Annotated in this window: 8 protein-coding genes and 4 tRNA genes; all 12 read left to right on the forward strand. The window is 65.2% G+C overall.

Features of this window, described 5'->3' with window-relative positions:
• The first annotated feature begins 7 nt into the window (after nucleotides 1-7).
• Nucleotides 8-1,696, forward strand: coding sequence for a tetratricopeptide repeat protein (locus LN450_RS15865; RefSeq protein ID WP_011346532.1), 1,689 nt, complete (start codon nucleotides 8-10; stop codon nucleotides 1,694-1,696).
• Nucleotides 1,693-2,346 carry a lipoprotein insertase outer membrane protein LolB gene (gene lolB / locus LN450_RS15870; RefSeq protein WP_011346533.1) on the forward strand — a complete coding sequence of 218 codons (654 nt, stop codon included), beginning with the start codon at nucleotides 1,693-1,695 and terminating at the stop codon, nucleotides 2,344-2,346. The genes LN450_RS15865 and lolB overlap by 4 nt, the downstream gene beginning before the upstream one ends.
• Entirely contained in the window at nucleotides 2,328-3,215 is an 888-nt protein-coding gene (gene ispE / locus LN450_RS15875; RefSeq protein WP_011346534.1) for a 4-(cytidine 5'-diphospho)-2-C-methyl-D-erythritol kinase, read from the forward strand. The genes lolB and ispE overlap by 19 nt, the downstream gene beginning before the upstream one ends.
• A gap of 3 nt (nucleotides 3,216-3,218) precedes the next feature.
• A tRNA-Gln gene (locus LN450_RS15880) sits at nucleotides 3,219-3,295 on the forward strand.
• A 165-nt stretch (nucleotides 3,296-3,460) separates the two neighbouring features.
• Nucleotides 3,461-4,420 (forward strand): ribose-phosphate diphosphokinase, encoded by a 960-nt coding sequence (locus LN450_RS15885; protein WP_003486761.1) that lies wholly within the window; start codon nucleotides 3,461-3,463, stop codon nucleotides 4,418-4,420.
• Between the two features lie 108 nt (nucleotides 4,421-4,528).
• Nucleotides 4,529-5,164: a 50S ribosomal protein L25/general stress protein Ctc gene (locus LN450_RS15890; protein WP_003486759.1), complete on the forward strand. Its 636-nt coding sequence runs from the start codon at nucleotides 4,529-4,531 to the stop codon at nucleotides 5,162-5,164.
• A gap of 51 nt (nucleotides 5,165-5,215) precedes the next feature.
• Complete coding sequence (gene pth / locus LN450_RS15895; protein ID WP_011346535.1) at nucleotides 5,216-5,797, forward strand: aminoacyl-tRNA hydrolase; 582 nt, start codon at nucleotides 5,216-5,218, stop codon at nucleotides 5,795-5,797.
• A 77-nt stretch (nucleotides 5,798-5,874) separates the two neighbouring features.
• A complete protein-coding gene (gene ychF, locus LN450_RS15900) occupies nucleotides 5,875-6,966 on the forward strand; it encodes a redox-regulated ATPase YchF (RefSeq protein ID WP_011346536.1) in 1,092 nt (363 codons plus the stop codon).
• A gap of 154 nt (nucleotides 6,967-7,120) precedes the next feature.
• Nucleotides 7,121-7,206: transfer RNA gene (locus LN450_RS15905), tRNA-Tyr, on the forward strand.
• 29 nt (nucleotides 7,207-7,235) lie between these two features.
• A tRNA-Gly gene (locus tag LN450_RS15910) sits at nucleotides 7,236-7,309 on the forward strand.
• Nucleotides 7,310-7,342: 33 nt separating this feature from the next.
• Nucleotides 7,343-7,418, forward strand: a tRNA-Thr gene (locus tag LN450_RS15915).
• A 46-nt stretch (nucleotides 7,419-7,464) separates the two neighbouring features.
• Nucleotides 7,465-7,946 (forward strand): GTP-binding protein (locus LN450_RS15920; RefSeq protein WP_228892893.1); only part of this gene is annotated, 482 nt, incomplete at its 3' end.

The raw sequence follows: 7,946 nt of genomic DNA on the forward strand, positions 1-7,946 counted from the left end.
GCCCCCGATGCCTGTACCGATTCGCATCCTGAGTGTTCTTTTGCTGGTCGCAGTCTCCGCCAGCGCCACTGCAGCACCCAAGAAAGCACCACCCGCTCCGCCCCCAGGCAGTGCCGGCACCTCGTCGCTGGAACCCGTGCTGGCCGGCGAATTCGCCTTGCAGGCCGGGCAGCTGGACGATGCCGCGCGCGCCTACCTGGACGCCGCCAAGGCCGAAGCCGGCGATGCCGGGCTGGCCGAGCGCGCCGCCCGCATCTCCATGCTGGCCAACGACGACCCGCGCGCGATCGAAGCGCTGGCGTTGTGGCGCGCCCGCGCGCCGTCGTCGATGTCCATGCGCAGCACCGAGGCCTCGTTGGCCCTGCGCCGCAACGACCTGCGCACCGCGCGCCGCGATTTGCTCGGCTTGCTCAAGGAGCCCGATCCGCGTGGCTGGCGCTTTGCGCTGATCGCCCTGGCCAACGGCGGCCGCGAGCCGGAAGCCTCGGCCGACGTGCTCGAAGACCTGGTCAAGGCCGGCGCCATCCCGAATCAGATCGAAGCCTGGCAGGAATTCGGCCGGCTCGCGCTGCGCATGGAGCGCCCCGCGCTGGCCAAGCGCATCGTCGACGAGGTGGTGCGCCGCTTCCCCGAAGAGCCGCGCGTGGCCTTGCTGCATGCCACCCAGTTGCAGCAGGAAGGCAAGAACGACGAAGCGCTGGCGCTGCTGAAGAATATCGAACCGCAGGCGGTCAAGGACTCCGAGCTGCGCGGCGCGCTGGCATTTGCCTACGACGCCATGGGCCAGACCGAAGCTGCTGCACGCGTGCTTTCGACCGGGCCGCAGGACACCCAGACCTACGGCTTGCGTGCCTCGATGCTGGCCAAGGAGAAAGACCGCAGCTCGCTGGAGGCGCTGTACGCCGAGCTCAAGAGCAACGCCACCAAGCCCGATCCGGACCGCCGTCTGCTGCTGGGCAAGATCGCCGAATTCCTCAAGCGCTACGACGAGGCGGTGGAGTGGTATCGCGGCGTGCCGGGTGGTCCGCAGGTCAGCGAGGCGCGTCTGCGCACCGCCAGTGCCTTGTACGAACTGGGCCGCAAGCCCGAAGCGCTTGCCGAAGCCCGCGCCCTGCAGGGCGACGCCAGTGCCGACGACGACGCGCGCCGCGACGCCTACGTGCTCGAAGCCGAGCTGCATCAGCGGGCCGACGATGCGCCGGGCGAACTGGACGCCTTCGAACGTGGCCTGGCCGCCTACCCGGACGATAGCGCGTTGCTGTACGCCCGCGGGCTGGCCTGGGAGCGGCGCGACGATGTCCCGCGTGCCGAGGCCGATCTGCGCAAGATCCTGGTGACCGAGCCGGAAAACGTCGCGGCCCTGAACGCGCTGGGCTACACCCTGGCCGACCGCACCACCCGCTACAAGGAAGCATTGGCGCTGATCGACCGTGCCCGCACCGCCGACCCGGACAACCCGGCCATTGTCGACAGTTATGGCTGGGTGCTGTACCGGATGGGCCGCACCAAGGAAGCGTTGGTGCAGCTGCGCCGCGCCTGGGCGCTGGTCAAGGACCCGGAAATCGCGGCCCACGTGGGCGAAGTGCTGTGGGTCAGCGGCAAGCAGGACGAAGCGCGTCGCTACTTCGATGAAGCGCGCCGCCTCGACCCGGACAACCGTGCGCTGCAGCGCGCCGTGGAAAAGTTCGGGCTATGAGCAGGGCGGTTCGAACGCTGGCCCTGGGCGGGCTGGTGCTGGTCGGGCTGTCGGCCTGCGTCAGCGTGCCGCGCGGGCAGGGCAGTGGGGCGGCCGTGGCCGATCACGTCTCCGACAGTGCGCGCCAGGCCGAAGCCGCTCGCCAGGCCTGGTTGCAGGCGCACCCCAATTGGTCCTTCCAGGGCCGGGTGGCGATCAGCAAGGACCGCAATGGCGGCAGCGGCCGCATCGACTGGCAGCAGGATGGCCCACGCTACCGCGTGCAACTCAGTGCGCCGGTCACCCGGCAAAGCTGGGTGCTCACCGGCGACACCACCAGCGGCGCCGGCCGGCTGGAAGGGCTGGACGGCGGTCCGCGCAGTGGTCCCGATGCCGAGCAGGTGCTGCTGGAAGCAACCGGCTGGACCATCCCGGTCAACCAGATGCCGGACTGGGTGCGCGCGCTGCGCATCGCCGATGCCGGTGCCGCACGCGTCGACCTGGATGCCGCCGGGCGCCCGCGCACTGCGCAGCAGGATGGCTGGACGATCGAATTTTTGGCCTGGACACCAGCCGGCGCCGACCAGCCCGAGCTGCCGCAGCGGATCGAAGCCCGCAACGGCGAAGCAAAGGTGCGCCTGTTGGTCGACCAATGGACCGTATCGCCCTGATGGACGCGTCGGGACGCGATTGGTCGGCCTGGCCCGCGCCGGCCAAGCTGAATTTGTTCCTGCAGATCACCGGGCGCCGTGCCGACGGCTACCACCTGCTGCAGACCGTGTTCCGGCTGCTGGACTGGGGGGACACCGTTCATCTTCGCGTGCGTCGTGACGGCCAGATCCGCCGCCTGGGCGAGAGTCTGCCCGGCGTATCCGAAGACGATGACCTGGTGACCCGCGCTGCGCGCCTGCTGCAATCGGCAGCCGGCACCCAGGCGGGCGCGGAGATTCGGGTCGACAAACGCATCCCCGCCGGCGGCGGTTTCGGCGGCGGTTCCTCGGACGCGGCGACCGTGCTGGTGGCGCTCAATGCCTTGTGGGGCCTGGGCCTGGCGGCCGATGTGCTGGCCGAGCTGGGCCTGCAGCTGGGTGCGGACGTGCCGGTCTTCGTGCGCGGCCGCAATGCCTGGGCCGAAGGCGTTGGCGAACAACTGACCCCGATTTCCCTGCCGGAAGCGGCGTATCTGCTGGTCGATCCCGGCGTTCATGTACCGACCCCGGCGTTATTTCGATCACAGGAATTGACGCGGGATGCTGCGCTCGCGAAAATAGCGGACTTCGCTTCCGGTTCCCTGCTCGACAATGCGTTCGAGCCGGTCCTGCGGCGCCGCGAACCCGCCGTCGAGGCCGTGTTCCAGGCGCTTTCCAGGGTCGGTACACCGCGTTTGACCGGGTCGGGAAGTGGCTGTTTCGTCGAGTTCGCCACGCGCGCTGCTGCAGAGCAGGCGCTGGCGCAGTTGCCGGGCAGCCTGCGGGCGTGGGTGGTGGAGGGTGCAGCGCACTCGCCATTGCTCGATGCGCTGGACGCGACACAGGTTTGATGCAGGGGCGTCGCCAAGAGGCCCAAGGCACCAGGTTTTGATCCTGGCATTCGTAGGTTCGAATCCTACCGCCCCTGCCAGTTTGTCGAGAAAGGCAGGTCCGCCTGCACCAGGTTTCACTGCAGATCCTTCTGCAACACCTCGCGCATCCTTGCGCGGGAATCGAACGAAAGCCCGGCATTGGTTCGGCTTTGTCCTGCTCCACCATCGATCCGCACGCTCCTCGCCGCCGCCCGAGAGATCTCATGCAAGACCAACGTAATCTGCTGGTGTTCTCCGGCAATGCCAACAAGCCGCTTGCCCAGAGCATCTGCAAGGAACTCGGCGTTCGCATGGGCAAGGCGTTGGTCACGCGCTTTTCCGACGGCGAAGTGCAGGTGGAGATCGAAGAGAGCGTGCGTCGGCAGGAAGTGTTCGTCATCCAGCCCACCTGCGCGCCCAGTGCCGAGAACCTGATGGAACTGCTGGTGCTGATCGATGCGCTCAAGCGCGCCAGCGCCCAGTCGGTGACCGCGGTGATCCCGTACTTCGGTTATTCGCGCCAGGACCGTCGCATGCGCTCCTCGCGCGTGCCGATCACTGCCAAGGTGGCTGCCAAGATGATCTGCGCCATGGAGGCGGACCGCGTGCTGACGGTCGACCTGCACGCCGACCAGATCCAGGGCTTCTTCGATGTGCCGGTCGACAACGTCTACGCCTCGCCGCTGCTGCTGGCCGACATCTGGCGCGCCTACGGCACCGACAACCTGATCGTGGTGTCGCCGGACGTTGGCGGCGTGGTGCGCGCACGCGCCGTCGCCAAGCGCCTGGACGACGCCGATCTGGCCATCATCGACAAGCGCCGTCCGCGCGCCAATGTGGCCACCGTGATGAACATTATCGGCGACGTGCAGGGCAAGACCTGCGTGCTGGTCGACGACCTGGTCGACACCGCCGGTACCTTGTGCGCCGCTGCCGCAGCGCTGAAGCAGCGCGGCGCGCTCAAGGTCGTGGCCTACATCACCCATCCGGTGCTGTCGGGTCCGGCGGTGGACAACATCAACAATTCGCAGCTCGACGAGCTGGTGGTCACCGACACGATTCCGCTGAGCGAAGCGGCGCGTACCTGCGCCAAGATTCGTCAGCTGAGCGTGGCCGAACTGCTGGCCGAGACCATCCGCCGTATCGCCTTCGGCGAATCGGTCAGCTCGCTCTACGTCGACTGATGCCCCATCCGGTGCCCGGATTCCCGGGTGCCGCCACACGTCTCACCTGGTCGCGGGTGAGACGCTTCATCGCCGCGAGGCGGTGTTCCAACTAGGTAGTGAAATCCAATGGCAAAGACTCATGAAATCAAGGTCGAGCGCCGCGCTGACGAGGGGAAGGGTGCGAGCCGCCGCCTGCGTCACGCTGGCGTCATCCCGGCCATCGTCTACGGTGGCGAACTCGAGCCGGTCAGCATCCAGCTCAACCACGAGCAGATCTGGCTCGCCCAGCAGAACGAGTGGTTCTACTCGTCCATCCTGGACCTGAACCTCAATGGCGACGTGCAGCAGGTGCTGCTGCGTGACATGCAGCGCCATCCGTTCAAGCAGCTGATCATGCACATCGACTTCCAGCGCGTCAGCGCCAACGAGAAGCTCAGTGCTGCCGTGCCGCTGCACTTCATCAACGAAGCGTCTTCGCCTGCCGGCAAGTCGAGCGAAGTGGTCGTCACCCACGAACTCAACGAAGTCCAGGTGGTCTGCCTGCCGAAGGATCTGCCGGAGTTCATCGAAGTGGACCTCGGTGCACTGGAAGTGGGCAACGTGATCCACCTGTCCGAAATCAAGCTGCCGGCCGGTGTTGAAATTCCGGAGCTGAAGCTGGGCAAGGAACACGACGTTGCCGTGGTGGCTGCCAAGCACGTACGGATCGAAGAAGACGACGCTGCCGGCGAAGAAGGCAGCGAAGGCGCCGAGACCAAGTAATCCGTCGGCCGGTCCCCTGCATTGCGCGCGGGATCGGCTGCGGTCACTGGCATGTCTGCACTTCGTCTGATCGTCGGGCTGGGAAACCCCGGCCCGGAACACGCGCAAACCCGGCATAACGCCGGGTTTCGTTTCGTCGATGCCCTCATCGAGCGCAGTGGCGCCCGCTGGGCATTGGACAGCAAGTTGTTCGGCGAGACCGCCAAGGTCGAGGTCGCAGGACAACCGGTCTGGCTGCTCAAGCCGGCCACCTTCATGAATCTCAGCGGCAAGTCGATCACCGCCGCATTGCGATTCTGGAAGATCGAGCCCGAACACCTGCTGGTCGCCCACGACGAACTGGATCTGGCGCCCGGCACGGCGCGGCTCAAGTTCGATGGCGGTCACGGCGGGCAAAACGGCTTGCGCGACACCATTCGCCTGCTCGGGCACGGTAAATTTCACCGTCTACGCGTTGGCATCGGCCATCCCGGTCACAAGGACCGCGTGGTGCCCTGGGTGCTGGGGCGGGCAGGGCGCGAGGACGACGCGGCGATCGGCGCTGCGGTGGATGCCGCCATCGACGTGCTGCCGCTGGCGATGGAAGGCAATTTCAACGAGGCGATGAAACGCCTGCATACCGAAAAAAAATAGAGAATGGGGAATAGGGAATGGACAGGGCGCTGCTCCTGCCATTCTCCATTCCCGATTCTCCATTCACTGGAAAACCCATGGGTATCAAATGCGGCATCGTCGGCCTGCCCAATGTCGGCAAGTCGACCCTGTTCAACGCGCTGACCAAGGCGGGCATCGCTGCGGCCAACTTCCCGTTCTGCACCATCGAGCCGAACGTCGGTATCGTGCCGGTGCCGGATCCGCGTCTCAATCAGCTGGCTGACATCGTCAAGCCGCAAAAGCTGATTCCTACTGCGGTCGAGTTCGTCGATATCGCCGGCCTGGTGGCTGGTGCGGCGAGTGGCGAAGGCCTGGGTAACAAGTTCCTGGCGCACATCCGCGAAGTCGATGCGATCACCCACGTGGTGCGTTGCTTCGAGAACGACGACGTCATCCACGTCAACAACAAGGTCGACCCGATCGCCGATATCGAAACCATCGATACCGAGCTGGCGCTGGCCGATCTGGATAGCGTGGAAAAGGCCCTCAACCGTGCCGAACGCAGCGCCAAGGGCGGCGACAAGGATGCAGCAGCGCGCAAGCCGGTGCTGGCCAAGTTGCAGGCCGCGCTGGCCGACGGCAAGGCGGGTCGTGCCGCCGGTCTGGACGATGAAGAAAAGGCACTGGTGCGCGATCTGTTCCTGCTGACGCTCAAGCCGGTGCTGTACATCGCCAACGTGCTGGAAGACGGCTTCGAGAACAATCCGCACCTGGATGCGGTGCGTGCGCATGCGGCTGTCGAAGGTGCCGAAGTGGTGCCGGTCTCGGCGGCCATCGAAGAGGAGCTCTCGCAGCTGGACGATGCCGATCGCGACAGCTTCCTGGCCGATCTCGGCCTGGAAGAGCCAGGCTTGAATCGCGTCATCCGTGCGGCCTATACGCTGTTGGGCCTGCAGACCTATTTCACCGCAGGCGTCAAGGAAGTGCGTGCCTGGACGGTCAAGGCCGGTTCGACGGCGCCGCAGGCTGCAGCCGTGATCCACACCGATTTCGAGAAGGGCTTCATTCGCGCCGAAACGATCGGTTTCGACGACTTCATCAAGTATCGCGGCGAAGCCGGTGCCCGCGATGCCGGGCGCCTGCGCCTGGAAGGCAAGGAATACCGCGTCCAGGAAGGCGACGTGCTGCATTTCCGCTTCAACGTGTGATCGGCTGTGCGTGGCGCCTGACGCCGCGTATCGTTGGGAGTGAAGAATTGCTCAAAATTTTTGTTGACACTGCATGCGTCCCACAACAAAATAACGGGCTGCTTCACCCCGAACCGAATATGCCTCGCGGCGCACCGGTCCGGTAGTAAAAGCTGGAGGGATACCCAAGCGGCCAACGGGGGCAGACTGTAAATCTGCTGGCTTACGCCTTCGGTGGTTCGAATCCACCTCCCTCCACCAGTTTCACGTTGTGGCATGCAGTTCCCGGCGCGGGAGTAGTTCAACGGTAGAACCTCAGCCTTCCAAGCTGATGGTGCGGGTTCGATTCCCGTCTCCCGCTCCATTGAACGCAAATGCATGGCATAATGCAAAACTAGCTCACGTAGCTCAGTCGGTAGAGCACCTCCTTGGTAAGGAGGAGGTCGAAGGTTCGATTCCTTTCGTGAGCACCATTACTCAATCGTCTTCAACTCCAAACGATTACCGAGACACGCACCCATGGCAAAAGCTAAATTCGAGCGCACCAAGCCGCACGTGAACGTCGGCACCATCGGTCACGTTGACCATGGCAAGACCACGTTGACCGCTGCGCTGACCAAGATCGGTGCCGAGCGTTTCGGTGGTGAGTTCAAGGCGTACGACGCGATCGACGCGGCGCCGGAAGAGAAGGCGCGCGGCATCACGATTTCGACCGCACACGTCGAATACGAATCCCCGACCCGCCACTACGCGCACGTTGACTGCCCCGGCCACGCCGACTACGTCAAGAACATGATCACCGGTGCAGCGCAGATGGACGGCGCGATCCTGGTGTGCTCGGCCGCTGACGGCCCGATGCCGCAGACCCGTGAGCACATCCTGCTCTCGCGTCAGGTCGGTGTGCCGCACATCGTGGTGTTCCTGAACAAGGCTGACATGGTCGACGACGCCGAGCTGCTCGAGCTAGTCGAAATGGAAGTGCGCGAACTGCTGAGCAAGTA

The organism is Xanthomonas euvesicatoria pv. euvesicatoria, from assembly GCF_020880415.1.
GTDB classification, from domain to species: domain Bacteria; phylum Pseudomonadota; class Gammaproteobacteria; order Xanthomonadales; family Xanthomonadaceae; genus Xanthomonas; species Xanthomonas euvesicatoria.